This window comes from Streptomyces johnsoniae, from assembly GCF_031845565.1.
Classification (GTDB): domain Bacteria; phylum Actinomycetota; class Actinomycetes; order Streptomycetales; family Streptomycetaceae; genus Streptomyces; species Streptomyces johnsoniae.
Genome location: NZ_JAVREV010000008.1, coordinates 218,199 through 243,744 on the forward strand (window position 1 = coordinate 218,199; position 25,546 = coordinate 243,744).

Below are 25,546 nucleotides of genomic sequence, written 5' to 3' on the forward strand. Positions count from 1 at the left end.
GGGGGCGGGCGGAGGGCCGGGGCCGGTCTCGGTCCGGTCCGGTCAGGACTTGGTGGCGCCTGCGGTGAGGCCGGACTGGAGGTGGCGCTGTGCGTACCCGAAGACCAGCGTGGCGGGCACCGCGATGAGCACCGCGGCGGCCGTCATCAGGTGCCAGTCCTGGGTGTGCTGGTTGACGAAGGTCTGGAGGCCGCCGGCCAGCGTCAGGTTCTGCTCGCCGGTCATGAACGCCGTGGCGTAGGCGACTTCCGCCCAGGCGGTGACGAACGTGTAGAAGCCGGTGACGGCCAGCCCTGGCCTGGCCAGCGGCATGATCAGCCGCCAGAACGTGCCGAACGGGGTGAGGCCGTCGACCCGCCCCGACTCGTCGATGGAGACGGGCACCGTGTCGAAGAAGCCCTTCATCATCCAGGCGCAGAACGGCACCGCGATGGTCAGGTAGGTGACGATGAGGCCGGTCGGCTGGTTGAGCAGGCCGTAGCGCGCCATCAGGTTGTACAGCGGCACGATCAGCACGGCCATGGGGAACATCTGCGTGATCAGCAGGGTCCACAGCAGCGGCCGCATGCCGGGGAAGCGGAAGCGGCTGAGCGCGTAGCCGGTGGTGGACGAGATGAACACGCCGATGACGGTGGTGACCACCACGATGAGCACCGAGTTGCCGAACCACGTGAGGAACTCGGTGTCGTTGATCACGTGGTCGTAGTTGTCCAGCGTGAAGTTGGAGACGAGCGACCTGGTGAACGTGTCGGCCTTCGGCTTGAAGGAGGTGACCAGCAGCCAGAACGGCGGGAACACGGCGATCAGCGCGGCGACGAGCAGCGTCGCGTGCAGGCCGATGGACGCCGCGCGGCTGCGTTCGCCGCGCCTGCGGACGCGCCGGGCGCGCGCGGTGCCCACCAGGCCGCCGCCCGGGACGGCCTCGGGGGTGGGGCGCGCGGGCGGCGCGGTGCCCTCGGGCTCGTGGCCGTTTCTCGGTGTCGTATGGGTCGCCATCGTCACCACACCTCTCCCTGCCTGCGGAGTGCCCTGCGGTAGGAGATCGCGAAGAGGACCAGGAGCAGCAGGATGAGCACGCCCCAGGCCGCGGAGTTCGCGAAGTCCCGCGGGCTGGCGACGAAGGCCAGCCGGAACGCCTCGGTCACGAGGATGTCGGTGGAGCCCGCCGGACCGCCGCGGGTCAGCAGGTAGATCACCGGGAACATGTTGAACGTCCAGATGGTGCTGAGCAGCACCACCGTCATGGACACGGAGGAGATGCCGGGCAGCGTGATGTTCCGGAACCGCTGCCAGGCGTTCGCCCCGTCCATCTCGGCCGCCTCGTACTGTTCGCCGGGGATGGACTGGAGCGCGCCGAGGATGGCGATGAGCATGAACGGCACGCCGAGCCACACGTTCGTGGCGATGACGGCGATCTTGGCCCAGGTCGGGTCGGACAGCCAGGCGATGCCGTCGATGCCGCGGCCTTCGAGGAGGCTGTTGAGGATGCCGTTGCGCTCGTTGTAGAGCATGCGCCAGGCGAAGACGGAGACGAACGCCGGGATGGCCCACGGCAGGATCAGGGCCATGCGGTAGGCGGCGCGCCCGCGGAAGTTGCGGTTGAGCATGTTGGCCAGGCCGAGGCCGATGAGGAACGTGATGCTCACGCAGGCAACGGTCCACACGACGGTCCAGCCGAGCCGGTCCCAGAAGGTGTTGTCGCGCAGGATGTCGGCGTAGTTCTCCAGGCCGACGAAGTCGTAGGTCGCGGGGATCGTGTTGACGCCGATGGTGCGTTCGACGTTGGCCTCGTCGGCGTCGGTGAGGGAGAGGTAGATCCCGCGGACCAGTGGCCAGCCGATGATGACGGCGATCACCAGGACCACCGGCGCGATCATCGCCCAGGCGTACCAGTAGTCGGCCAGCTTCCGGCGCAGGCGGCCGGGCGCGCGGCGGGGGCCGCGGGCGCGTGGCGCGCCCGCGGCCTCGGCCGGCCGGCCGTCCCGCGGGGCGGCAGTGGCGGCCGTCGCGCGGGGGTTCACAGCGTCAGCCATGGTTGTCGGCCCTTCGTGCCCGCGGCGCGGGGTGCGCCGCTCGCTTCCGTGCTCCGCGGGGTGACCGCGCGGACGCGGCTGCCGGTGCCACCTCGTTCAGCTCCAGTCCTCAAGGAGGTCGCGGTAGGCGTCCCCGGTGTCGGAGGCGGCCTCCTCGGGTGCGGCGGAACCGGTCAGCATGGCCTCGATGGAGACGCGCAGCGGCTCGAAGAGGGACTGCGCCTCGGGAATCCAGGGGCGCTCGTGCGCGACGTCCACGGCCGGCTTGAAGAACTGCACCATCTCGTTGCCCTGGACGGCCGGGTCCTCGTAGACGGAGGCGCGGGTGGGCAGCAGGCTCAGCTCCTCGGTGATGCGCGTCTGCGTTTCCGCGGCGGCCATGTACTTGACGAACTCGAAGGACGCGTCGGCGTCCGGGGTGCCGGCGTAGACGCCGTAGTTCCAGCCGCCGAGGGGCGAGCCCTGCGCCTCGCCGCCGGCCGGGACGGGCGCGACGCCCAGGTCCTCGCCGAGGGCGGCGGTGGCGTCGGCGATGGCCCAGGGGCCGTTGATCATCATGGCGACGTCGCCGTTCGCGAAGGACGACATCATGTTCTCCCAGCCCTCGCTGGTGTCCGTGATGGCGGCCCCGGAGTCGATCAGGCCCTGCATCTGCTCGAACGCGGCGACCCCGGCCGCGTCGTCGACGGTGACCTGCTGCGCCTCGGCGTCCACCAAGTCGCCGCCCTCGCCGTAGAGGAACGGCAGGAACCAGTACGGGTCGTCGCCGCGGACGTACAGCGGGGTGGTGCCCGCCTCCTCGAAGGCGGCGGTGGCGTCCTCGACCTCGGCGAGGGACGTGGGCGGCTCGACGCCCGCCTCGTCCAGCAGCGCCTGGTTGTAGAACAGCGCGAGGGTGTCGGTGACCTGCGGGACGGCCCAGGTCTGGCCGTCGTACTGGGTGCTGGCCCAGGCTTCGTCCAGGAAATCGTCCTGGTCGTCGAGCGCGGCGGTGTCGTCCAGCGGGTAGAGGTAGCCGAGGCTGGCGAAGTCGGCCACCCAGGCGACCTCGGTGCGCATGACGTCGGGCGCCTCGTTGGCGCCCGCGGCGTTCTTGAAGCGGTTCTGCGCGTCGTCGAAGCCTATGTTCACGTAGTCGACGGTGACGCCGGGGTGCAGCTCCTCGAAGTCCTCGGCCACGGCCTGGAAGACCTCGGCCTCCGTCTCGTTGGAGGTGTCCCAGTAGGTGACGGTGCCGGAAAGCTCACCGTCGGCGCCCCCGCCCCCCTCGTCGCCGTCGCTTCCGCAAGCTGTTGCCGCAAGAGCCAGTGCCGCGACGACGGCCGTCGTCCCTATGCTGCGCCGCATGTGAACTCCTTCAAACGTTACGCCCGTTTCAAGGGGATGTGTCCACCTTATGCGCCGCGCCACTGCCGCGCCGGGCCGGTCAGGAAAGTAACAGCGGCCGCCACTTTTGGAAAGACCTTGCGGCAATTTGCTGCAAGACCGCTTCGGGGGTGCTCGAACGCCGGGCAAGCGCCTAAATTCATACATTCCGGTACAGTTTCCCCTCCCCCGGTGGGCACGGCGATCCACGACCGGTACAGTCCCGAACTGTGACCGCACGGCTAGCTGACATCGCAGCCCAGGCGGGGGTCAGCGAAGCGACCGTCAGCCGTGTGCTCAACGGCAAACCGGGAGTCGCCTCCGCCACCCGCGAATCCGTCCTGACGGCGCTCGACCTGCTGGGATACGAGCGGCCCGCGCGACTGCAGAAGCGGAGCGCCGGGCTCGTCGGACTGATCACCCCGGAGCTGGAAAACCCGATCTTTCCCGCCTTTGCGCAAGTCATCTGCCAGGCACTCACCCGTCAGGGCTACACGCCCGTGCTGGCCACCCAGACGCCGGGCGGCTCCACCGAGGACGAGCTGACCGGCATGCTGGTGGAGCGCGGCGTCGCCGGGATCATCTTCATCTCCGGCCTGCACGCGGACACCAGCGCCGACATGGAGCGCTACGAGCGGCTGCGCGGGCACGGCGTGCCGTTCGTGCTGATCAACGGGTTCTCGCCGAAGGTGCGGGCGCCGTTCGTCTCCCCGGACGACCGGGCCGCGATGCGGCTCGCCGTCACCCACCTCGGCTCGCTCGGCCACCGCAGGATCGGCCTCGCGCTCGGCCCGGCCAGGTTCGTGCCGGTACAGCGCAAGATCGAGGGCTTCGTGCGCGGGATGGAGGAGGAGCTGCAGGTGCCCGCGGCCGAGGCCGGACGGCTGATCGAGCACTCCTTGTACACGCTGGAGGGCGGCCAGGCCGCCACCCTCGCGCTGCTGTCCCGGGAGTGCACGGCGGTGATCTGCGCCAGCGACATGATGGCCCTCGGCGCGATCCGTGCCGCGCGGCAGCAGGGTCTTTCCGTGCCGGAGCACTGCTCGGTCATCGGCTTCGACGACTCGCCGCTGATCGCGTTCACCGATCCGCCGCTCACCACGATCCGCCAGCCGGTGCCCGCGATGGGGCAGGCCGCGGTCCGCGCGCTGCTCGAAGAGGTCGGCGGGACGCCGGCCCCGCACAGCGAATTCGTGTTCATGCCGGAGCTGGTCGTCCGCGGCTCCACCGCCACCGCGCCGGTCATACAGCGCGCCTGACCGGCGCGGGACCCGGCGGGGATTATTCCACCGCCCGGATGAGGGGGCAGGTCTAAGACCAGACCGGAGGATGATCGGGCGAGCGCCGACCTCTGGCAGACTGTTGGCCCATGGGGGCAACCAGTGTCAGTTCGAAAGTTGAGCGAGTGGACCCGGCAGGACCCGGACCCGCGACCGAGGGAAGTGAGGACACGGCCGCCGCCCCCGCCCCCGGGCGCCTGAGCGCGCTGCGGACCCCCAAACGCCCCCGGCTCTGGTTCGAGCTGCTGCTGATCGCGCTCAGTTACGGCGTCTACTCGGTCATCCGCAATGCCGCGCCCACCCGCGTGGAGCAGGCGCAGGACCACGCCCGCTGGATCTGGGACGTGCAGGACGCCATGGGCCTGGCCTTCGAGCGGTCGGTCAACCACGCGATAGAGAGCGTGACCTGGCTCATCGTGTCGATGAACTATTACTACGCCACCCTGCACTTCGTCGTGACGATCGCCGTGCTCGTCTGGCTGTTCCGCAGCCACCCCGGCCGGTACGGCGCCACGCGTCTGGTGCTGTTCGCCACCACGGGCGTCGCGCTGCTCGGCTACTACTTCTACCCGCTGGCCCCGCCGCGGCTGATGGAGGGCATGGACTTCATCGACACCGCCAGCGTCCACCACACGTGGGGCTCGCTCTCGGCCGAGGGCAGCGCCATGGCGTCGGTGTCCAATCAGTACGCGGCGATGCCGTCCATGCACATCGGCTGGTCCCTGTGGTGCGGCGTCACGATCTTCGTGCTCGCCCGGCCGCTGTGGGTGAAGGTCCTCGGCCTGCTCTACCCGGCCGTCACGCTGCTGGTGATCGTCGCGACCGCGAACCACTTCTGGCTGGACGCGGTCGGCGGCCTGATCTGCCTCGCCTTCGGCTACGCCGTCGCCCGCCTGTGGTACGGCGCGTCCTGCTACCGGCTGCCGCGGCGCGTCGGCGCTCCCGGCCAGGAGGAACCGCGCGTTCAGCCCTCGTAGAACAGCCGCTCCACCACGGCCCGCGCGCGGCGGGTGGTGCGCCGGTAGTCGTCCAGCATCCGGCCGACCTCGCCCGGCTCGTACCCCAGGTAACGGGCCACGGCCGCCGATTCGCGGGTGTCGGCGGGGAAGGTGTCCTGCGGCCTGCCGCGGACCAGCATCACCGCGTTCCGCACCCGGGAGGCCAGCAGCCACGCCTCGTCCAGCACCTCCGCGTCCGCCGCGTCGAGCAGCCCGGCCGCCGCGGCAGCGGCCAGCGCGCGGCGGGTGCGGGTGGTGCGCAGCGCGGGCAGCTCGTGCCCGTACCGCAGCTGGAGCAGCTGAACGGTCCACTCGATGTCGGAGAGCCCGCCCCTGCCCAGCTTGGTGTGGGTCGTCGGGTCGGCGCCGCGCGGCATCCGTTCCGCCTCCATCCGTGCCTTCAGCCGTCTGATCTCGCGGACCGCTTCCTCGGCGGGCCCGCCCGGCGGGTGGCGCAGCGGGTCGATCAGCCCGATGAACCGCTCCCCCAGATCCGCGTCGCCCGCGACCGGCTCGGCGCGCAGCAGCGCCTGGCTCTCCCAGGTCAGGGACCAGCGGCGGTAGTAGGCGGCGAAGCTGGCGAGCGAGCGGACCAGCGGGCCGCTCCTGCCCTCGGGACGCAGATCGGCGTCGACGAGCAGCGGCGGGTCGACGCTCGGCAGTTGCAGCAGCCGGATCATCTCGTTCACGATGGCGAACGCGGCCTCGGCGGCTCGCTGTTCGGGAACGCCGGGCAGCGGATCGTGCACGAAGATCACGTCGGCGTCCGAACCGTAGCTCAGCTCGTGGCCGCCGAAGCGGCCCATGGCGATGACGGCGATGCGCGTCAGGGGCTCGGGCTCCGCGCGGGCGGCGAAGGCCGCGGTGAGCGCCCCGGCCACGGTGGCCGCGTTGATGTCGGTGAGGGCGTCGCCGACGCGGTCGAGCACGGGCCCGGGCGCCTCGTCCGCGGACGCCCCGCCCGTGGCGTAGGCGCCGACGATGTCGGCCGCCGCGGTGCGGAACAGCTCGCGGCGGCGCACCCCGCGCGCGGCGGCGACCGCGCCCTCGGGGGTGTCCGCCCGGCGCACGGCGGCCTGGATCTCCTGGCCGAGGGCGGGCAGCGGGCGCGGGGCGAGACCGGCCGGGTCGCCGAGCAGGGCCACGGCCTCGGGGGCGCGCAGCAGCAGGTCGGGGGCGAGGCGCCCGGCGGAGAGCACCCGGGCCAGGTTCTCCGCGGCGGCGCCCTCGTCCCGCAGCAGCCGCAGGTACCAGGGGCTGGTGCCGAGCGCGTCGGAGACCTTGCGGAAGCCGAGGAGACCCGCGTCGGGGTCGGCGGAGTCCGCGAAGCGGTCGAGGAGCACGGGCAGCAGGGTGCGTTGGATGGCGGCCTTGCGGGAGACGCCCGAGGCGAGCGCGCCCAGGTGGCGCAGGGCGGCGACGGGGTCGGCGTAGCCGAGGGCCACCAGGCGCTCGCGGGCGGCGTCCTGGCCGAGGCCGACCTGCCCCGCGTCCAGCCGCGCGACGGCGTCGAGCAGCGGCCGGTAGAACAGCTTCTCGTGCAGGCGGCGGACCACCGCGGTGTGGCGGCGCCAGGCCGCGGTCAGCTCGTGGACCGGCTCGCCGGAGAAGCCGAGGGAACGGCCGAGGCGGCGCAGGTCCGCGTCGTCCGTCGGCATCAGGTGGGTGCGGCGCAGACGGTACAGCTGGATGCGGTGCTCGGCGGTGCGCAGGAAGCGGTAGGAGGCGTCGAGGGAGCCGGCGTCCTGGCGGCCGACGTAGCCGCCGGCGGCGAGCGCGCCCAGCGCGTCCAGGGTGGTGGCGGCGCGCAGCGAGGTGTCGGTGCGGCCGTGGACGAGCTGGAGCAGTTGCACGGCGAACTCGACGTCGCGCAGCCCGCCGGGGCCGAGCTTCAGCTCGCGCTCGGCCTGGCCCGCGGGGATGGACTCCTCGACGCGGCGGCGCATCTGCTGCACGTCGGGCACGAAGTTCTCGCGCTCGACGGCCTGCCAGACCAGGGGGGCCACGGCCGCGCGGTAGTCGTCGCCCAGGGCGGCGTCGCCCGCGACCGGGCGGGCCTTGAGCAGGGCCTGGAACTCCCACGTCTTCGCCCAGCGGCGGTAGTAGGCGAGATGACTGCTGAGGGTACGCACCAGCGGGCCGTTGCGCCCCTCGGGGCGGAGGTTCGCGTCGACCGGCCAGATGGTGCCCTCGGCGGTGGTCTCGGAACACAGGCGCATCATGTGCGCGGCGAGCCGGGTGGCGGCCTGGAGGGCGGGCCCCTCGGCGCCCTCGGTGCCTTCGGCGGGCTCGGCGACGAAGATGACGTCGACGTCGGAGACGTAGTTCAGCTCCCGGCCCCCGCACTTGCCCATGCCGATGACGGCGAGCCGGCAGCGCGCGGCGTCCTCGGGGGCCGCGTCGGACGCGATGCGCAGCGCGGTGCGCAGGGTGGCGGTGGCGAGGTCGGCCAGCTCGGCGGCGGTCTCGGCGAAGCCGGTGGTGCCCGTGATGTCGCGGGCGGCGATGGTGAGGAGGGCCCGGCGGTAGTGGACGCGCAGCGCGTCGGCGTCGGCGGCCGGGGCGAGCGCCGCCTCGAACTCCTGGGTGCCCGGGTGCAGGTCGGCCGTTTCGAAGGCGACGAGGGACTGCCAGTCGTCCGGGTGGCGGGCGAGGTGGTCGGCGAGCCCTTCGGAGGCGCCGAGCACGGCGAGCAGCCGGTCGCGCAGGGGCTTGGCGGCGGCGAGGGTGTCCAGCAGCAGGGCAGGACCCCGGCTCTGGGCCTCGGCGAGCCGGGCCAGTCCGCGCAGCGCGAGGTCGGGGTCCGCGGTGGCGCCGAGGGCGTCCAGCAGCACGCCGTCGGCCGCGGCCGCGCGCAGCACGGGGTCGTCGAGCAGCCGCCCGGCGGCCGTGGGGTCGGTGAACCCCCGGCGCAGAAGCTGCCCGAAACGGCTGTCCTTTCGCCCACCCACCGGCACGTCGTTCGTCCCCTCTGTGGCGGAGTTCCGCTGGTCAGCGGGGCCGGCCGACGCCGGCCCCGCATAGAGCGTAGCCACCGGCGGCACGACGCGGGCACGGCGCGACCGCGGGCCGCGGACGAGAGCCCGGCCGCCGTCGGTGGCAGGACCGCCCCGGCGCGGGCGCGTTTCCGCGACCGCGAGGCCACGGGATCGTTCCCGCCCAAGAAGGTCGTCGCCGGCGAAGTCCGGCGCGGGATCGCTTCCCGGACGGGGCTCGCGGCGGGGACGTTGCCCCGCCGAAGTGCGCGGTGCGGGCCCGGCCGCCGGACCGAGTCCTGGCTGCTTCGGGGACGATACGGGCAGGCGGTCTCCCGGGCGGCAAGCCCGACGTTGCACCGCCGAAGGGCGCGACGCGCACACGCCTGCCGGAACGAAGCCCGGCGCGACGCTCCGGACCGAGTCCGGACCGAGTCCGGGCTGGTGCTCCCGGGCGGCAAGCCCTACAGCACCGGCAGGTTTTTGCGCAGCTCGAACGCGGTCACCTCGGAGCGGTATTCCTCCCACTCCTGGCGCTTGTTGCGCAAGAAGAAATCGAAGACGTGCTCGCCGAGCGTCTCCGCGACCAGTTCGCTGCGCTGCATCAGCTGGATCGCCTCGCCCAGGTTCTGCGGCAGCGGCTCGATGCCCAGGGCGCGGCGTTCGCCGTCGGACAGGGCCCACACGTCGTCCTCGGCGCCGGGCGGCAGCTCGTATCCTCCCTCGACGCCCTTGAGACCCGCGGCGAGCAGGACGGCGTAGGAGAGGTAGGGGTTGGCGCCGGAGTCGAGCGAGCGGACCTCGACGCGGGTGGAGCCGGTCTTGCCGGGCTTGTACATGGGCACGCGGATCAGCGCGGAGCGGTTGTTGTGGCCCCAGCAGATGTAGGACGGTGCCTCGCCGCCCGCGCCCGCGGTGCGCTGCGTGCCGCCCCAGATGCGCTTGTAGGAGTTGACCCACTGGTTGGTGACGGCGGAGATCTCCCCGGCGTGCCGGAGCAGACCGGCGATGAAGGAGCGGCCGATCTTCGACAGCTGGTATTCGGCGCCGGTCTCGTGGAAGGCGTTGCGGTCGCCTTCGAACAGCGAGAGGTGCGTGTGCATGCCGGAGCCGGGGTATTCGGAGAACGGCTTGGGCATGAACGTGGCCTGCACGCCCTGCTCCAGCGCGACCTGCTTCATCACCAGGCGGAACGTCATGATGTTGTCGGCGGTCGACAGGGCGTCCGCGTACCGCAGATCGATCTCCTGCTGGCCGGGAGCGCCCTCGTGGTGCGAGAACTCGACCGAGATGCCCATGGATTCGAGCATGGTGATGGCCTGCCGGCGGAAGTCCATGCCGATGTTCTGCGGGGTGTGGTCGAAGTAGCCGGAGGTGTCGGCCGGGGTGGGGCGCGAGCCGTCGACCGGCTTGTCGTTCAGCAGGAAGAACTCGATCTCCGGGTGGATGTAGAAGGTGAAGCCGAGGTCGGAGCTCTTGGCGAGGGCGCGCTTGAGGACGTAGCGCGGGTCCGCGTACGAGGGGGAGCCGTCGGGCATGAGGATGTCGCAGAACATCCGGGCGGTGCCCGGGGACTCGGCCCGCCAGGGCAGGATCTGGAACGTGCTGGGCGCGGGCTTCGCGATCATGTCGGACTCGTGCACGCGCGCGAATCCCTCGATGGCGGAGCCGTCGAAGCCGATGCCCTCTTCGAACGCCTGCTCAAGCTCGGCGGGGGCGACGGCGACGGACTTGAGAAAGCCGAGCACGTCGGTGAACCACAGGCGCACGAAACGGATGTCCCGCTCCTCCAGCGTGCGGAGTACAAACTCCTGCTGCTTCTCCATTTCCACCCATCCTCGCTGGTCAGACGGCTCTGTCCCCGGCCGCGGGGTCCTGCGGGGGTCCCGAGCATCCCATCACAGGATTTCGGCGGCGTTGCGCATGCGCGACCGGGACGGCCCGCGTCCATTGTGGGGCACGGAAGAGGGCACGACCGAACCAACCTTTGGCCATAGATGTACCCAGCGAATTGCGCCCGGCCGCACCCGTCCAACCGCAGGTCAGCGGGGGCGCGGCCGCCGGATTCACCCACCGGGGGACCCGTCCGGCCGCCCGTCCGGGGGACGTTTCCCCAAGCTGCTGCGGCCCGCGCAGGCCGCCCCCTACTCTCCCAGTCACCGGGCGAGTTGACACCGCTACCCCACGTGCCCGCCCGCCGTTCCCGCCCCCGCCGCCCGCGAGTCCGACGAGGATGCCCATGCAGCACGCCGACGCACGAGCCGCCCGCCCCGGGCCGGAAGAGAAAACGGCCCGCGCCGCCACCGCGGGCGACGCGGACCCCCGCGGCGGCCAGGGGCCGCCCGCACCGCTGCGCCTCGTCGGCGCCCGCCCCGCGTTCGACCTGGCCACGCTCGTCTTCGCGACATCCGCGCCCCCCGCGGACCTGCCGCCCGAGCAGGCGGCGCTGCTGCGCGCCTGCGCCCGCCCGCTGTCCGTCGCGGAGCTGTCGGCCCACCTCGGCCTGCCGCTGCGCACCGTCGTCACCCTGCTCGGGGAGCTGCACGCCCGCGGGCATGTCGAGCTGCGGGGGACCCGCGAGGAGCAGTGCCGCGCCGCCTCGTACCCCGACCCCACGATCCTGAAGGCACTGATCGATGGATTACAGCGTTTATGAGCTGCCCCCACCGTCCTCGCCGGCCCCGCATCCCTCGCCGCCCGACCCGCTGCCCGACTCGGCCGAGCGGTCGGTGAAGGTGCTGGTCGTCGGCGGTTTCGGGGTCGGCAAGACGACGCTGGTCGACTCCGTCAGCGAGATCCGCCCGCTCCGCGCCGCGGCGGGGACCGGCCCGCGAGTGGCCGTGGACGTGGGCCGTGTCACGTGCGGCGGGCGCCTGGTGCTCTACCTGTTCGGCCCGCCGGGCCAGCAGCATCTGTGGTTCCTGCTGGACGGCGTGCTCGACGGCGCGATCGGCGCGGTGGTGCTGGTCGACACCCGCCGCCTCCACGACAGCTTCCCGGCCGTGGACCGGCTCGAACGGGGCGGCGTGCCCTTCGTCGTCGCCGCCAATCTCTTCCCCGACGCCCCGCTGTGCCCCGCCGGCGACCTGCGGGCCACGCTCGACCTGCCGGGTTCCGTGCCGGTCGTCACCTGCGACGCCCGCAGGACCGGCTCGTCCCGCGGCGTGCTCCTGACGCTGCTGCGCCACCTGCACACCACCGCGCCCCGGCGCGACACGCCCCCGAGGAGGGCCATGTGACCGCGACCTCGCCCGACCCCTACCGCACCGGGCCGCACGGCGCGCCGCCCCCCGGGTGCCCCGCCCACCGCGAAGGACCGGGCGGGGCGCAGCGGCTGTACGGCCGGGCGGCCGCCGCCGATCCCGCGGCCCTGTACGAAGGGCTGCGCGCCCGCCACGGGGCCGTGGCCCCCGTGCTGCTCGAAGGCGACGTGCCGGCCTGGCTCGTGCTCGGCTACGACGAGATCCTGCACGTGACCCGCAGCCCGCGCCGCTTCAGCCGGGACGGGCGCAACTGGTCCCGGTGGATCGAGGGGCGCATCGGCCCGGACGCCCCCATCGCGCCGGTCCTGCTGTGGGGCCCGGACTGCGCGCACCAGGACGGCGCCGCCCACCAGCGGCTGCGCGGCGCGGTCCACGAAAGCCTGCGGCGCTTCGACCGCCGCGGGCTGCGGCGCCTCGCGCAGCACAACGCGCACGGGCTGATCGACCGGTTCGCCGCGGACGGGCGGGCGGACCTGGTCGCCCAGTACGCGCGGCAGCTGCCGGTCCTGACGCTGACGCAGCTCCTGGGCCTGCCGGAGCCGGAGGGGCCGCGGCTCGCCGAGGCGAGCCGCCAGCTGCTGCTCGGCACCGAGCGGGCCGTCACCAGCGACCGTTACCTCAAGCGCGCGCTGTGCGGGCTCGTGGAGCGCAAGCACGCGGCGCCCGGCCACGATCTGGCGTCCTGGCTGATCGCGCACCCGGCCGGCCTGTCGGAGGAGGAGGTCGGCCACCACCTGCGGCTGGTGCTCGTCGCGGCGAACGAGGCGACCACCAACCTCATCGTGAACACCCTGCGGGTCTTCGTCCACCCCGCCTTCCGCGGGCCGCTGCTCGGCGGGCGGATGACGCCGCACGCCGCGGTGGAACAGGTGCTGTGGGACGAGCCGCCGATCGCGGTGTGCCCCGGCGGCTTCGCCCTTCAGGACGTGGAGCTGGGCGGGCGGCACATCCGCCGGGGCGACCTCTTACTCCTCGGTCTGGCCGCGGCCAACGCGGACCCGGAGATCCGGCCCGCGCCCGGCGCCCCGATGCACGGCAACCGCTCGCACCTGGCGTTCACCAGCGGCCCCCACGAATGCCCGGGGCAGGAGATCGGCCGGGCCATCTGCGTGACGGCCGTCGAGGTGCTGCTCGCCCGGCTGCCCGGCCTCCGGCCCGCCGCCGGCCCCGAGGAGCTGACCTGGTCGGCATCGACCTGGTCGCGCCACCTGGACGCGCTGCCCGTCGCGTTCACCCCCCGCCGCCCGGCCGCGGCGGAGCCGGAACGGGCGGGCGGCCCGCCGCCGCGGCCGGTGCGCCAGCCCGCGTGGGGGCAGGCGGCCGGGCCCGCCGCCCCGGGGGCCGGTTCCGCCGCAGGCCCCGTCGCCGCGGGCGGCCGGGTCGGGCGACGGGCCCCGGCCGTCCGCGCGGTGCTGGCCCGGCTACGGGGCCGGTGAGCCGGTCCGGCGCGCCGCCTCGCCGCCCGGCAGGTCCGCGCCGCCGGACGCGTACCGCGAAGAGGCCGCGCCCCACCGCTGGTTGGCGGCCCTCCCAGGAACGCCCCCGGTCCCCCACCCCATAGCGTCAGTCGGACGATTAGACTCGGTGGCGTGCCTCAGCTACGTATCGCCCTCAACCAGATCGATTCCTCCGTCGGGGACCTGGCCGCGAACGCGGACGCCGTGCTGCGCTGGACCGGGCACGCCGTGGAGCGCGGCGCGCACCTGGTGGCGTTCCCCGAGATGATGCTGACCGGCTATCCGGTGGAGGACCTGGCGCTGCGCGCCTCGTTCGTGTCCGCGAGCCGGGAGGCGCTCGACGGGCTCGCCGTGCGGCTGGCCGAGGCCGGTCTGGGCGAGGTGCCGGTCGTGCTCGGCTACCTGGACCGCTCCGCCGAGGAGGTCAGGGTCAACGCGGGGCTGCCGGCCGGCGCCCCGCAGAACGCGGCGGCCGTGCTGCACCGCGGCGAGGTGGTGCTGACGTTCGCCAAGCACCACCTGCCGAACTACGGGGTGTTCGACGAGTTCCGGTACTTCGTGCCCGGCGCGACCCTGCCCGTGCTCCGGGTGCACGGCGTCGACGTGGCGCTGGCCATCTGCGAGGACCTGTGGCAGGACGGCGGCCGGGTGCCGGCCGCGCGCGCCGCGGGGGCCGGGCTGCTGCTCACGATCAACGCCTCCCCCTACGAGGTGCACAAGGACGACACGCGCCTCGGCCTGGTGCGCAGGCGGGCGCAGGAGGCCGGGTGCGCGCTGGCGTACCTGGCGATGGTCGGCGGGCAGGACGAGCTGGTCTTCGACGGCGACTCGATCGTCGTGGACCGGGACGGCTCGGTGCTGGCCCGCGGACCGCAGTTCGCCGAGGAGTGCCTCCTGCTCGACCTCGACCTGCCCGCCGCGGCGGCGGAGCCGCCGTCCGGGCCGGTCGCCGACGGGCTGCGCATCGACCACCTGACGCTGTCGTCCGAGTCCGAGCCCCTGGCGCCCGGCCAGGTGCGGTACCCGGGGGGCGAGGCGGAGCGCCTGGGTGACACGGAGGAGATGTACCAGGCGCTGGTCACCGGGGTGCGGGCCTATACACGGAAGAACGGCTTCCGTTCGGTGCTGATCGGCCTGTCAGGCGGCATCGACTCGGCGCTGTGCGCGGCCATCGCCTGCGACGCGCTGGGGCCCGCGAACGTGTACGGCCTGTCGATGCCCTCGCGGTACTCCTCGGAGCACTCGCGGGACGACGCGGTGGAGCTGGCCCGCCGCACCGGCCTCGACCTGCGGACCGTTCCGGTGGGGGCGATGTTCGACGCCTACATGTCGGCGGTGGAGCTGACGGGGCTCGCCGAGGAGAACCTCCAGTCGCGGCTGCGCGGCACCCTGCTGATGGCCGTGTCCAACCAGGAGGGGCACATCGTGCTGGCCCCCGGCAACAAGAGCGAGCTGGCGGTGGGCTACTCCACGCTGTACGGGGATTCGGTGGGCGCGTACGCGCCGATCAAGGACGTCTACAAGACGGGCGTCTACCAGCTGGCGCGGTGGCGGAACGAGGCCGCCGCGCGGCGCGGCGAGACGCCGCCCATCCCGGAGAGCTCGATCACCAAGCCGCCGAGCGCGGAGCTGCGGCCCGGCCAGGTCGACACGGACTCCCTGCCGGACTACGACCAGCTGGACCGGGTGCTCGAAAGTTACGTGGACCGGGACCTGGGGCGTGCGGAGATCATCGCGGCCGGCTTCCCCGAGGAGCTGGTCACGCGCGTGCTGCGGCTGGTGGACGCCGCCGAGTACAAGCGGCGGCAGTACCCGCCGGGCACGAAGATCTCACCGAAGGTCTTCGGGAAGGACCGCAGGCTGCCGATCACCAGCGGCTGGCGGGAGTAGCGGGGCGGCCGGGCCCGTTCACAGGCCGGGCGCGCCCCACACGGGGAACCAGCGGGTGAGGTCCTTCTCCACGCGCAGATCGTTCTCCAGCAGGGCGCGGATCTGGAGTTCCAGGCCGTTGTCGCGGCGCTCGGACTGGCCGGGCACGGGCGCGAACGGGTAGAACGTGCCGCGCTTGTACAGGTAGACCAGGGCAAGCGGGCGCTGCTGGCCGCGGTCGTCGGGTGCGGTGGTGAAGCCGGTGATCGAGCACAGCAGCTGAGGGCCGAAACCGGCGTCCTGAAGGCTGGTGTTGACGGCGTGCAGGTCGTTGACCAGGCCGCCGATGTCCTCCGGCGGGTGGCGGGCCAGCAGCCAGGTGTAGCCGTAGGAGTCCTGGCTGAACTCGACGGGGATACCGCCGGTGGCGGTGTCGGCGTCGAGCAGCTCCCGCACCTCCTGCCTGACGCGGGTGAACGCGCCGCCCTCGACGCTGGCGAAGCAGACGGAGCCGCGCCCGGTCGGGGTGAGCCCGGCGGCGGCCTGGAGGGTGACGGCGGCGGAGGGGATGGCGAAGAGCTGGTCGAGGTCGGGCCTGGCGGGCTTGCGGCGGCCGAGGATCATGTCGAGGAAGCCCATGGCCGCGTCACCCGCCGAGCTGGTTGGACAGCTTCGCCAGCCGGTCGAGGCGCTGTTCCAGGGTCGGGTGGGAGGAGAACAGCCGGCTCAGGGTCGCCCCGGGGGACAGCGCGGGGGCGAAGAAGAAAGCGTTGAACGGCTCGGCCTGGCGCAGGTCGCGGGTGGGGATGCGGGACATCTGTCCCGAGACCTTGGTGAGGGCCGAGGCCAGGGCGGAGGGGCGGCCGGTGAGCAGCGCGCCGGTGCGGTCCGCGGACAGCTCGCGGTAGCGGGAGAGCAGCCGGGTGAGCAGGAAGCTGATCACGTAGACCACGGCGCTGATCAGCGGGATCAGCAGGAGGAGCACGTTCTGGTTGTTGCGGCCGCCGCGGCCGAAGAGGCCCGTCCACAGGGCCATGCGGGTGATCAGCCCGGCCAGCACGCCGAGGAACGCGGCCACGGTCATCACGGCGACGTCGCGGTGGGCTACGTGCGACAGCTCGTGGGCGAGGACGCCCTCCAGCTCGTCGGGCTCCAGGCGGCGCAGCAGGCCCGTGGTGGCGCAGACCAGGGACTTCTTCTGGCTGCGGCCGGTGGCGAACGCGTTCGGCACGTCGGTGTCGGCGATGGCGACCTTGGGCTTGGGCATGTCGGCCAGCGCGCACAGCCGGTCCACGGCGCCGTGCAGCTCGGGGGCCTGCTCGGGGGTGACCTCGCGGGCGCCCATGCTGAAGGCGGCGATCCGGTCACTGAACCAGAACTGGGCGGCGAACAGTCCGCCGACCAGGATCACGACGAGCGGCCAGGCCTTGCCCAGTGCGGCGACCAGCACGCCCACGAAGATCACGTAGAGCAGCCCGATGAGGAACATGGTGAGCACCATGCGGCGGGTGAGCCCTCGGTCGGGTGCGTAGCGGGTGCGTGCCATGCCTGCCTTCCTCGCGGAGCCTTTCCTCCTCCTTCCTTCAAAAGTAGAGCAGGCCGGGCAAAAGGGAGAACGGGGGTCAGAAGTCGACGCGGGCGGCGACGGGCAGGTGGTCGCTGCCGGTGGCCGGGAGGGTCCAGGAGGAGACCGGCTCCAGGTCGCGGATCAGGATCTGGTCGATCCTGGCCATGGGGAACCCGGCGGGCCAGCTGAAGCCGAAGCCCGCGCCCGCCGCGCCCTGCGTGGAGCGCAGCTGCGAGGTCAGGGGGGCGAGCGCGCCGTCGTTCATCGTCCCGTTCAGGTCGCCCAGGAGGATCGCGCGGGCCACCGGCTCGTCGGCGATGGCCTGGCCGAGGAGATCGGCGGCGCCGTCCCGCTGCCCGGCGGTGAACCCGGCCCGGAACTGCACGCGCACCGACGGCAGGTGCGCCACGTAGGCGGCGATCTCGCCCTGCGGGCCGGCGACGGTGGTGCGCATGGCGCGCGTCCAGCCCATGCCGATGTCCACGGGGGCGGTGTCGCTGAGCGGGTAGCGGCTCCACAGGCCGACCGTGCCCTCCACGCTGTGGTGCGGGTAGGTCTCGGCCAGCCCCTCCTCGTAGGTCTCCCGCTCGTTCTGCGGCAGCTCCTGGAGGGCGATGAGGTCGGCGCCCGAGGCGGCCAGCTCGGCGGCTGTGGCGGCCGGGTCGGTGTTGTCCGCGTCCACGTTGTGGCTGACGACCATGAGCGCCCCGCCGCCGCCGGTCTTGTCGACGAGCAGCCCGCCGAAGAGGTTGAGCCAGACCAGGGACGGCACCAGCACGGCGATCACGGCCGTCGCGGAACGGCGCAGCGCCGCGCAGCCGGCCAGCAACGGAATCGCGAAGCCGAGCCAGGGCAGGAAGGTCTGGAGGAGACTCCCCAGGTTCCCGATCTGGTTGGGAATCCGGGAGTGCAGCATCATGATCAGGGCGAGCGCCAGGGCGAGGCCCGCGACGACCCAGCCGCGGCGCCACCGCCCGACGCGGTCCCGCCAGCGCGGCTTGTCGCCACCGCCGTCCCCGGCGGTGTGGGCGCCGTCCTCGTCGCCCTCGTCCGAACGGGTTGCCGGGGTGTCCACACGTGCCATCCGCTGCCCTCGCTGACCGTCGCGCTCCGCCCCGGCAACCATAGGCCCCACTTGCCCCGTGGCACCGGCCAGGAGGCCACTCCCGGATCGTGTGACGGATTCGTCCGCTCTCAAGACGGCCACGGCGGGGCGCGGGGTTCCGTTATATCAGCACCCCTTTCCGCGTGTGCCGCCTCGGTGCGACCATGGAAGGCGATCCGGGGACGCCGTGACGGCGCTTCGAGACGACGAACAGGAGCAGCGCGATGACCAGCGCGATGACAGAGCACAAGCCTGCCGGGACCGGGCTGTACGGCGGCCGGAGCAGCCGCAGGCTCACGGTCAGGGACATAGCGGCGGCCAAGCGGCGGGGCGAGAAGTGGCCGATGCTGACCGCGTACGACGCGGTGACCGCCTCGGTCTTCGACGAGGCGGGTATTCCGGTGATGCTGGTGGGCGACTCCATGGGGAACGCCCACCTCGGATACGAGAGCACCGTTCCGGTCACCCTCGACCAGATGACCATGCTGGCCGGTGCCGTGGTGCGCGGCACGAGCCGCGCGCTGATCGTGGGGGACCTGCCGTTCGGGTCCTACCAGGAGAGCGCGGTGCAGGCCCTGCGCAGCGCCACCCACCTGGTCAAGGAGGCCGGGGTCGGCGCGGTGAAGCTGGAGGGCGGCGAGCGTTCCGCCGACCAGATCCGGCTGCTGGTGGAGTCGGGGATTCCGGTGATGGCCCACGTCGGCCTGACCCCGCAGTCGGTGCACGCCTACGGCGGGCACCCGGTGCAGGGGCGCGGCGAGGAGGCGGCGCAGCAGCTGCTGCGGGACGCGAAGGCGGTGCAGAACGCGGGCGCGTTCGCCGTGGTGCTCGAACTGGTGACGGCCGAACTGGCCGCGGAGGTGACGCGCAGCCTGCACATTCCGACGATCGGCATCGGCTCGGGCGCGGAGTGCGACGCGCAGGTGCTGGTGTGGACCGACATGGCCGGGATGACGGAGTGGCCCGGCGGCCGCACGCCGCGGTTCGTCAAGCAGTACGGGCGGCTGCGGGAGGCGCTGGGCGACGCGGCGCGGGCGTTCGCCGAGGATGTCGTGGGCGGGGCCTACCCGGCCGAGGAGCACAGCTTCCACTGATCTCCGGGAGCGCCGCCCCGGCCGGCCGCCTTCAGGACAGGGTCTAGGCGGCCGGCCGGGTCCTGGACTTCTTGAAGTAGTACCAGGCCAGGTTCGACGAGAGGCCGGCCAGGAGGACCCAGATGATGCCGAGCCAGTTGCCCCGGGTGAACGACACGACCGCCGCGACGACGGTGAGCACGCACACGATCAGGGCGTAGAGGGCGAGCCGGCTGGGGTGGGCGGCCTGGGCGGCGGGGGGCATCTGGAGGGCTCCGTGGGTCTGGCGGGGTCTGGCGGGATCTGCTGGGGTCAGATGTCGGTGAGGCGGACGCCCGCGTGGGCTGAGTAGCGTCGGTTGACCGAGATGAGGTTGGCGACCAGCGCCTCCACCTGGTGGGCGTTCCGCAGCCGGCCGGCGAAGACGCCGCGCATGCCGGGGATGCGGCCGGCCAGCGCCTGCACGATCGCGCAGTCGGCGCGGCTCTCGCCGAGCACCATGACGTCGGTGTCGATCTTCTCGATCGCGGGGTCCTGGAGCAGCACGGCCGACAGGTGGTGGAACGCGGCGGTGACGCGCGCGTCGGGCAGGAGCGCGGCGGCCTGTTCGGCGGCGCTGCCCTCCTCGGGGACGAGGGCGTACGCGCCCTTCTTGTCGAAGCCGAGCGGGTTGACGCAGTCGACGACGAGCTTGCCCGCCAGCTCCTCGCGCAGCGCGGTGAGGGTGGCGGCGTGGCCCTCCCACGGGACGGCGACGATCACGACGTCGCTCTCCCGGGCGCAGCCCGCGTTGTCCATGCCCTCGGTGCCGTGGCCGAGTTCGTCCGCGGCGGCGCGGGCGCGGTCGGCGGCGCGCGAGCCGATGATCACCCGGTGGCCGGCGCGGGCGAGGCGGTAGGCGAGGCCGCGGCCCTGGTCGCCGGTTCCGCCGAGGACGCCGATGACGAGTCCTGAGACGTCGGGCAGGGCCCAGGGGTCCTTGGCGGCGGGCCTGGTGCCGCCGGCTTCTGTTGAGGTCATGTCCGCATCCTGCCACTCCCCCGCCGCGGCCAGTCGGCTCCCCCCGGGCCGCGGTCCTGCTGCGTCAGGTCGCCCGGCTCCCGGTCCCGCCGCCGTTCCCGTCCTCGTTCCCGTCCTCGTTCCCGTCCTCGCCGGGGTCCTCGTCGTTCCAGCGCGGGTCGTTGCGCCACGCCTCGTTGCGGTCGCGGGCGGTGTCCATCGCGTGCTCGGCCTCGGTGCGGGTCGGGTACGGGCCGAAGCGGTCCTGCGCGGGGCAGTCGGGGCCCTCCTCGACCGCGCGGTGTTTCAGGCAGTAGTACCACTCGCCGGACCGGCCGGTGGTCTTGCGTCGGAAGAGAGCAGCCATGCCCTCATCCTGCCCACCCGTAAACTCATTCGCATGTCTGGCCAGTCGCTCCTCGTTCCCGGCCGGCTCTCGCCGGCCCGCACCGTTCCCTCCGCGATCCCCCGCCCCGAGTACGTGGGCCGCAAGGCGCCCACGCCCTACCGCGGGCCCGACGTGCAGGACGCGGAGACCATCGAACGCATGCGGATCGCCGGGCGGATCGCCGCGCGGGCGCTGGCGGAGGCGGCGGCGCACATCGAGCCGGGGGTGACGACCGACCGGCTGGACGAGGTGGCGCACACGTTCCTGTGCGACCACGGTGCCTACCCGTCCACGCTCGGCTACCGGGGCTTCCCCAAATCGCTGTGCACCTCGGTGAACGAGGTGATCTGCCACGGCATCCCGGACTCGACGGTGCTGCACGCGGGCGACATCGTGAACCTCGACGTGACCGCGTTCACCGGCGGCGTGCACGGCGACACCAACGCGACGTACCTGGTGGGCGGCGAGGAGGCGGTGGACGAGGAGTCGCGCCTGCTGGTGGAGCGGACCGGCCAGGCGCTGAGCCGGGCGGTGCGGGCGGTCAGGCCCGGGCGCCGGATCAACGTGATCGGGCGCGTCATCGAGTCCTACGCGAAGCGCTTCGGCTACGGCGTGGTGCGGGACTTCACCGGTCACGGCATCAACAGCTCGTTCCACTCGGGCCTGATCATCCCGCACTACGACGACCCGAACGCGACGACGGTGCTCGAAGCGGGGATGACGTTCACGATCGAGCCGATGCTGACGCTCGGTACGCACGAGTGGGACATGTGGGCGGACAACTGGACGGTGGTCACCAAGGACCGCAGGCGCACGGCGCAGTTCGAGCACACGCTGCTGGTGACGGACGACGGGGCGGAGATCCTGACGCTGCCCTGACCCGGGGTTACCGACACGGCGTCGGCAAGTGCTTGACTTAGGTAAGCCTAAGTAGCGAGGATGGCGGGGCGCGGCGGCCTGCCGCGCCCCGCCGCCTCGTTCGGCCCTGGAGGTCCACCGTGACCGTGCTCGAAGCCACCCCTTTCTCGACGCTGATCCGCGACGCCTCGCACCAGCAGCACACCGAAGCCGAGAACTCGGCGTTCATGGGCGACCTGCTCGGCGGACGGCTCGGCGTCGGCGCGTTCCGCGGCTACACCGAGCAGCTGTGGTTCGTCTACCGGGCGCTGGAGGGGGTCGCGGACCGGCTGGCGGACGACCCGGTCGCGGGCCCGTTCATCCGCCCCGAGCTGTTCCGCACCACCGCGCTCGAACGCGATCTGGACCACCTGCACGACGGCGCGGACTGGCGCGCCGCGCTGCGCCCGCTGCCCGCGACCGAGGCGTACGCGGCGCGCGTGATGGAGGTCGCGCGGGACTGGCCGGGCGGCTATGTCGCGCACCACTACACCCGCTACCTCGGCGACCTCTCCGGCGGTCAGATCATCCGCTCCACCGCGGAGCGGCGTTACGGCTTCGCGCGCAAGGGCGACGGGGTGCGGTTCTACGTCTTCGAGGGCATCGCCAACCCGGCCGCGTTCAAGCGTGAGTACCGGTCGCTGCTGGACGCGCTGCCCGCGCGGGAGCCGGAGCGGCTGCGGATCGTGGACGAGTGCAAGCGGGCGTTCGCGCTCAACACGGCGGTGTTCGGGGATCTGGAGAGCGCCGCGGCCTGAACGCGGCAGCCCTGAACGCAGGGGCCCTGAACGCAGGGGCCCTGAACGCAGGGGCCCTTTCCGGTGAATATTTCCGATAAGAGCGTTTTCGGCTTTGTGTAGGGGGACGGGCACGGAACGCTGAGGCCCATGTCCATCCGCAGAGCAGCCGCGCTCTGCGCCGTCCCCGTTCTGCTGGCCGCTGCCGCATGCGGCTCCGGCGTCGGTTCCGCAACGGTCGATCCGCGGGACGTGGGGCCGGCGTCCGGCGCCATCACCTGGTACGCAATCAACTTCGGCCCCGAGGGCCTGCCACAGAAGCTCATCGACGCCTTCGAGAAGAAGCACCCCGAGATCTCCGTCACCTACCAGGCGGCGCCGAACAACACCGACACGATGCGCGCCACGCTGACCACCGAGATCTCCGGCGGCTCCGGCAGCATCGACGTCTTCAACGGCGACCTCATCTGGCCCGCCCAGTTCGGCAGGTCGGAGCTGGCCATGCCGCTGGACGAGCACCTGCCGGACGACTTCTGGGACCGCTACCCCGAGCAGCGCTCCGAGCTGACCGAGTACCGCGGCGACCACGTGGCGGCGCCGCTGTACGCCGACGCCGGCTTCCTCTACTACCGCAAGGACCTGCTGGAGAAGCACGACCTGCCGGTCCCCCGCACCTGGGAGGAGCTGGCGAAGACCGCCCGCACCATCCAGGACGCGGGCGACGCGGAGTACGGCTACGTCGGCCAGTGGGCCAACTACGAGGGCCTGAGCGTCAACTGGACCGAGATGACGGCGGCGGCCGGCGGCCGGAGCGTCTCCGGGGACCACGAGAGCTGCACGATGGAGACCCCGGAGAACCGGCGCGTCCTGGACTTCATGCGCGGCATGCTGGACGACGGGGTGGCGCCCTCGGCGATCACCAGCTTCCAGGAGCCGCAGTCGCTCCAGACCTTCGTGGAGGGCGACGCCGTCTTCCACCGCAACTGGGCGCACGGCTTCGGTGAGTCGAACGACCCGGAGATCTCCGCCGTGGCGGGCAAGGTCGGCATCGCGCCGCTGCCCACCTTCGAGGGCGAGGACCACCCGGGCCCCTCCGCCATGGGCGGCTGGAACCTCATGGTCAACCCGCACAGCGAGTCGATCGGCGCCGTGCTGACGTTCATCAGGTGGATGACCGGCGACGAGGCGCAGCGCATGCTCGCCGAGAACGCCGTACTGCCCACCGTCTCCGACGTGCTGAACGACAAGGAACTCCAGCGCGACGACCCGGTGCTCGCCGCCGCGGCCGAGGTGCCGATGGTCGCCAGACCCGCCCTCGTCCCCCGGTACGCGCAGGTCAGCCACGGCTTGTTCACCAACATCAACGGGTCGCTGGCCGGCACCACGCCGCCGGGCGCGGCGCTGCGCGCGGCGTGCGACGACATCGAGCGGGCTTTGGAGGGCAACGCCCTGTGAGCTACTCCCCCGGCCTCCGGCCAGCAGGCGACGGACCGGCAGGCATCCCCCGCGCGGCGGCCGGGCCCCGCGCGACCATCCCCACCGCCGCACGCAGCCGCGCGGGCGGAGAAGCGAACCCGAGGTTGCCGTGAGCGACACTCCCCCGGAGGGCACCCCTTCGGCGGCGGCCGGGCCGCCAGGTGAGGACGACGGCCACACGCTGGCGTACGGGCGTTCCAGGCGCCATCCGCCGCCCCGCGGCGGACCGGCCGAGGCCGGGCCGCGGCCCGCGGAGGCCGGCGGGAAGCCGCCCGGCGGCCCCGGCGGGCGCTCCCGGCTGCGCCCGCCACAGCGCTCCGTGCTCGAACGCCGGTTCGCCCGGCTGGGCTGGGCGTTCGCCCTGCCCGGGCTGTTCGTGGTGCTGGCCGTCACGCTGTTCCCCATCGTCTTCTCGGTCGCGATGAGCCTGAGCGACGTCGACGTGTCCGCCGGCGGATTCAGCCTCTCCGGCTTCACCACCGGCCACTACGGGCTGCTGCTCGGCTCGGAACGCTGGCGGCACGCCCTGGTGTTCACCGTGCTGTACACCATCGGCACGGTGCTGGCCGAACTGATCCTCGGCACGCTGATCGCGCTCGTGCTCGAACGGCTCGGCGGCGTCGGGCGGAGCTGGATGATGGCGCTGCTCCTGCTGCCCTGGGCGATGATCACCGTTGTCTCGGCCCAGCTGTGGGCGTACATGTACAACGGCGTCTACGGCATCCTGACGGCCGCGTCGGAGAACGTGACGGGCGAGCCCGTGCAGTTCCTCGGCACCCGCTTCCCGGCGATCATCTCGATGGCGGTGGCCGACGTGTGGAAGACCACCCCGTTCGTCGCGATCATCGTGCTGGCCGGGCTGATGATGCTGCCCACCGACGTCACCGAGGCCGCCCGGGTGGACGGCGCCGGCGCGTGGACCGCCTTCTGGCGGGTGCGGCTGCCGCTGCTGCGGCCCGCGCTGACCATCGCCGTCCTCTTCCGCATCCTCCAGGCCTTCGGGATCTTCGACCTGCCGTTCGTGCTGACCGGCGGCGGCCCAGGCGACGCCACGGAATCACTCGCCCTGCTGGGCTGGCATGTGATGTTCACCAACCTCGACTTCGGCCCGGGCGCGGCCGTGGCGGCGAGCACCGCCGCCCTGGTGCTGGTCGGCTGCCTGCTGTTTCTGCGCGCGTTCCGGTCCCAGGTCGGCGAAGAGGAGGCCGGGACATGAGAATCGGCAGAGTCCGACTGACCTGGACGCATCTCGCGGCGCTGCTGATCGCCGCCTTCGTGGCCGCGCCGCTGTACTGGATGGCCGCGTCCTCGCTCAAGGGCCCGGAGGAGATCGGCGCCAATCCGCCCGACCTGTGGCCCCCGAACGCCACCTTCGAGAACTACCGGCAGGCGTTCGTCGACAACAACTTCGGCACCTACCTGGTGAACTCCGTGCTGGTGTCCGTCGTGGCCACGACGCTGGTGCTGTCCCTGAGCGCGTTCGCCGGGTACGCCCTGGCGCGGCTGCCGCTGCACGGCAAGGCGCCGATCATGGTGGCGCTGCTGATGATCTCCCTCTTCCCCACCATCGCGCTCGCCGCCCCCCTCTTCCTGCTGATGCGCGATATCGGTTGGCTCAACAGCTACCAAGGGCTGATCCTCGTGTATACGGCGCTGAACGTGCCGTTCGCGGTCTGGATTCTGCGGAACTTCTTTCTCGGGATTCCGAAGGAGATGGAGGAAGTCGCGTGGGTGGACGGTGCCTCCCCGGTACGCACCGTCCTGTCGGTGATCCTGCCGCAGGCCAGACCCGGCATGTTCACCGCGGCGATCTTCACGTTCACCGCCTGCTGGACCGAGTTCCTGATCGCGCTCACCCTGAACACGGCCGACCGGTTCCGGACGATGCCGGTCGGCCTGGCGCTCTTCGGCAGCCAGTTCACCGTCCCTTACGGCACGATCTTCGCCGCCGCGACGGTCTCGGTGCTGCCCATCGCGCTGCTCGTCCTGGTCTTCCGCCGCGCCGTGGTGTCCGGCCTGACCGCCGGCGCGGTCAAGGGCTGAACCGCCCTTCCCCAGTGCCCC

The 25,546-nt window shown here is 72.5% G+C and carries 23 protein-coding genes; 12 read left to right on the forward strand and 11 right to left on the reverse strand.

Annotated elements, in window-relative coordinates; all coding sequences use genetic code 11:
• Window positions 1-42: 42 nt before the first annotated feature.
• The 3 genes from RM779_RS16460 to RM779_RS16470 all read right to left on the reverse strand — a co-directional run bounded on the left by RM779_RS16460 (window position 43) and on the right by RM779_RS16470 (window position 3,380).
• Entirely contained in the window at window positions 43-996 is a 954-nt protein-coding gene (locus RM779_RS16460) for a sugar ABC transporter permease (RefSeq protein ID WP_311618443.1), read from the reverse strand.
• Window positions 997-998: 2 nt separating this feature from the next.
• Window positions 999-2,033, reverse strand: coding sequence for a carbohydrate ABC transporter permease (locus tag RM779_RS16465; RefSeq protein ID WP_394813310.1), 1,035 nt, complete (start codon window positions 2,031-2,033; stop codon window positions 999-1,001).
• Between the two features lie 96 nt (window positions 2,034-2,129).
• Window positions 2,130-3,380, reverse strand: coding sequence for an extracellular solute-binding protein (locus tag RM779_RS16470; protein WP_311618444.1), 1,251 nt, complete (start codon window positions 3,378-3,380; stop codon window positions 2,130-2,132).
• A gap of 248 nt (window positions 3,381-3,628) precedes the next feature.
• Here RM779_RS16470 and RM779_RS16475 point away from each other — a divergent pair, with 248 nt between their 5' ends.
• Entirely contained in the window at window positions 3,629-4,657 is a 1,029-nt protein-coding gene (locus RM779_RS16475) for a LacI family DNA-binding transcriptional regulator (protein WP_311618445.1), read from the forward strand.
• Between the two features lie 146 nt (window positions 4,658-4,803).
• Window positions 4,804-5,655 (forward strand): phosphatase PAP2 family protein, encoded by an 852-nt coding sequence (locus RM779_RS16480; protein ID WP_394813311.1) that lies wholly within the window; start codon window positions 4,804-4,806, stop codon window positions 5,653-5,655.
• On the opposite strand, the gene RM779_RS16485 is transcribed toward RM779_RS16480, so the two are convergent.
• Window positions 5,643-8,633 (reverse strand): bifunctional [glutamine synthetase] adenylyltransferase/[glutamine synthetase]-adenylyl-L-tyrosine phosphorylase, encoded by a 2,991-nt coding sequence (locus RM779_RS16485; RefSeq protein ID WP_311618447.1) that lies wholly within the window; start codon window positions 8,631-8,633, stop codon window positions 5,643-5,645. The two genes, RM779_RS16480 and RM779_RS16485, sit on opposite strands and share 13 nt — an antisense overlap.
• Before the next feature lie 482 nt (window positions 8,634-9,115).
• On the reverse strand, window positions 9,116-10,477 hold the full coding sequence (glnA, locus tag RM779_RS16490) for a type I glutamate--ammonia ligase (protein WP_077061835.1): 1,362 nt from the start codon (window positions 10,475-10,477) through the stop codon (window positions 9,116-9,118).
• A gap of 413 nt (window positions 10,478-10,890) precedes the next feature.
• Between glnA and RM779_RS16495 the strand changes: the two genes are divergently transcribed.
• The 4 genes from RM779_RS16495 (at window position 10,891) to RM779_RS16510 (ending at window position 15,261) form a co-directional block, all read left to right on the forward strand.
• On the forward strand, window positions 10,891-11,307 hold the full coding sequence (locus tag RM779_RS16495; RefSeq protein WP_311618448.1) for a DUF742 domain-containing protein: 417 nt from the start codon (window positions 10,891-10,893) through the stop codon (window positions 11,305-11,307).
• Window positions 11,288-11,890, forward strand: a complete 603-nt coding sequence (locus RM779_RS16500; RefSeq protein ID WP_311618449.1) for a GTP-binding protein — start codon at window positions 11,288-11,290, stop codon at window positions 11,888-11,890. Before RM779_RS16495 ends, RM779_RS16500 begins: the two co-directional genes overlap by 20 nt.
• Complete coding sequence (locus RM779_RS16505; protein WP_311618450.1) at window positions 11,887-13,350, forward strand: cytochrome P450 family protein; 1,464 nt, start codon at window positions 11,887-11,889, stop codon at window positions 13,348-13,350. The genes RM779_RS16500 and RM779_RS16505 overlap by 4 nt, the downstream gene beginning before the upstream one ends.
• 153 nt (window positions 13,351-13,503) lie before the next feature.
• Window positions 13,504-15,261 (forward strand): NAD+ synthase, encoded by a 1,758-nt coding sequence (locus tag RM779_RS16510; RefSeq protein WP_311618451.1) that lies wholly within the window; start codon window positions 13,504-13,506, stop codon window positions 15,259-15,261.
• 18 nt (window positions 15,262-15,279) lie between these two features.
• Here the strand turns inward: RM779_RS16510 and pspAB are convergent, their stop codons facing one another.
• The 3 genes from pspAB to RM779_RS16525 form a co-directional block, all read right to left on the reverse strand.
• Window positions 15,280-15,879 (reverse strand): PspA-associated protein PspAB, encoded by a 600-nt coding sequence (gene pspAB, locus RM779_RS16515; RefSeq protein WP_311618452.1) that lies wholly within the window; start codon window positions 15,877-15,879, stop codon window positions 15,280-15,282.
• 7 nt (window positions 15,880-15,886) lie between these two features.
• Window positions 15,887-16,786, reverse strand: coding sequence for a zinc metalloprotease HtpX (htpX, locus tag RM779_RS16520; protein ID WP_311618453.1), 900 nt, complete (start codon window positions 16,784-16,786; stop codon window positions 15,887-15,889).
• A 76-nt stretch (window positions 16,787-16,862) separates the two neighbouring features.
• The gene (locus RM779_RS16525; RefSeq protein ID WP_311618454.1) at window positions 16,863-17,891 is read right to left on the reverse strand and encodes an endonuclease/exonuclease/phosphatase family protein; all 1,029 of its coding nucleotides are present in this window, start codon (window positions 17,889-17,891) and stop codon (window positions 16,863-16,865) included.
• A gap of 245 nt (window positions 17,892-18,136) precedes the next feature.
• Between RM779_RS16525 and panB the strand changes: the two genes are divergently transcribed.
• Window positions 18,137-19,006 (forward strand): 3-methyl-2-oxobutanoate hydroxymethyltransferase, encoded by an 870-nt coding sequence (gene panB, locus RM779_RS16530; RefSeq protein WP_311618455.1) that lies wholly within the window; start codon window positions 18,137-18,139, stop codon window positions 19,004-19,006.
• Between the two features lie 43 nt (window positions 19,007-19,049).
• On the opposite strand, the gene RM779_RS16535 is transcribed toward panB, so the two are convergent.
• The 3 genes from RM779_RS16535 to RM779_RS16545 form a co-directional block, all read right to left on the reverse strand.
• Window positions 19,050-19,250, reverse strand: coding sequence for a hypothetical protein (locus RM779_RS16535; RefSeq protein WP_311618456.1), 201 nt, complete (start codon window positions 19,248-19,250; stop codon window positions 19,050-19,052).
• Between the two features lie 47 nt (window positions 19,251-19,297).
• The gene (npdG, locus tag RM779_RS16540; protein WP_311618457.1) at window positions 19,298-20,005 is read right to left on the reverse strand and encodes an NADPH-dependent F420 reductase; all 708 of its coding nucleotides are present in this window, start codon (window positions 20,003-20,005) and stop codon (window positions 19,298-19,300) included.
• 64 nt (window positions 20,006-20,069) lie between these two features.
• A complete protein-coding gene (locus RM779_RS16545; RefSeq protein ID WP_311618458.1) occupies window positions 20,070-20,351 on the reverse strand; it encodes a hypothetical protein in 282 nt (93 codons plus the stop codon).
• Window positions 20,352-20,384: 33 nt separating this feature from the next.
• Here RM779_RS16545 and map point away from each other — a divergent pair, with 33 nt between their 5' ends.
• The 5 genes from map to RM779_RS16570 all read left to right on the forward strand — a co-directional run bounded on the left by map (window position 20,385) and on the right by RM779_RS16570 (window position 25,525).
• Window positions 20,385-21,251, forward strand: a complete 867-nt coding sequence (gene map, locus RM779_RS16550; protein ID WP_311618459.1) for a type I methionyl aminopeptidase — start codon at window positions 20,385-20,387, stop codon at window positions 21,249-21,251.
• Between the two features lie 119 nt (window positions 21,252-21,370).
• Entirely contained in the window at window positions 21,371-22,027 is a 657-nt protein-coding gene (locus tag RM779_RS16555; RefSeq protein ID WP_311618460.1) for a biliverdin-producing heme oxygenase, read from the forward strand.
• Window positions 22,028-22,156: 129 nt separating this feature from the next.
• Window positions 22,157-23,461, forward strand: a complete 1,305-nt coding sequence (locus RM779_RS16560) for an ABC transporter substrate-binding protein (RefSeq protein ID WP_311618461.1) — start codon at window positions 22,157-22,159, stop codon at window positions 23,459-23,461.
• A 130-nt stretch (window positions 23,462-23,591) separates the two neighbouring features.
• Window positions 23,592-24,698, forward strand: coding sequence for a carbohydrate ABC transporter permease (locus RM779_RS16565; RefSeq protein WP_311618462.1), 1,107 nt, complete (start codon window positions 23,592-23,594; stop codon window positions 24,696-24,698).
• Window positions 24,695-25,525 (forward strand): carbohydrate ABC transporter permease, encoded by an 831-nt coding sequence (locus tag RM779_RS16570; protein WP_311618463.1) that lies wholly within the window; start codon window positions 24,695-24,697, stop codon window positions 25,523-25,525. The genes RM779_RS16565 and RM779_RS16570 overlap by 4 nt, the downstream gene beginning before the upstream one ends.
• Window positions 25,526-25,546 lie beyond the last annotated feature (21 nt).